We start from the raw sequence: 748 nt of genomic DNA on the forward strand, positions 1-748 counted from the left end.
TGGCTCTGTTGCAAAAATCGTGAAGCTTGAGCATGCTTGGCGGAGATTGGACGGACGGAACGATGACGGATTTCAAGTGGCGCCATTTCCAGGGTGATGTGATCCTGTGGGCGGTGCGCTGGTATTGTCGCTATCCGATCAGCTATCGCGACCTTGAGGAAATGCTGGCGGAACGCGGCATTTCGGTCGACCATACGACGATCTATCGCTGGGTCCAGTGCTACGCCCCGGAGATGGAGAAGCGGCTGCGCTGGTTCTGGCGGCGTGGCTTTGATCCGAGCTGGCGCCTGGATGAAACCTACGTCAAGGTGCGGGGCAAGTGGACCTACCTGTACCGGGCAGTCGACAAGCGGGGCGACACGATCGATTTCTACCTGTCGCCGACCCGCAGCGCCAAGGCAGCGAAGCGGTTCCTGGGCAAGGCCCTGCGAGGCCTGAAGCACTGGGAAAAGCCTGCCACGCTCAATACCGACAAAGCGCCGAGCTATGGTGCAGCGATCACCGAATTGAAGCGCGAAGGAAAGCTGGACCGGGAGACGGCCCACCGGCAGGTGAAGTATCTCAATAACGTGATCGAGGCCGATCACGGAAAGCTCAAGATACTGATCAAGCCGGTGCGCGGTTTCAAATCGATCCCCACGGCCTATGCCACGATCAAGGGATTCGAAGTCATGCGAGCCCTGCGCAAAGGACAGGCTCGCCCCTGGTGCCTGCAGCCCGGCATCAGGGGCGAGGTGCGCCTTGTGGA

1 protein-coding gene is annotated in these 748 nt (G+C 60.2%); it reads left to right on the forward strand.

What is annotated here, in order from left to right; genetic code table 11:
- Positions 1 to 62 precede the first annotated feature (62 nt).
- Positions 63 to 748 (forward strand): IS6-like element IS6100 family transposase (locus NQ018_RS11300; protein WP_228214528.1); only part of this gene is annotated, 686 nt, incomplete at its 3' end.

The organism is Corynebacterium kozikiae (assembly GCF_024580965.1).
GTDB lineage: Bacteria > Actinomycetota > Actinomycetes > Mycobacteriales > Mycobacteriaceae > Corynebacterium > Corynebacterium kozikiae.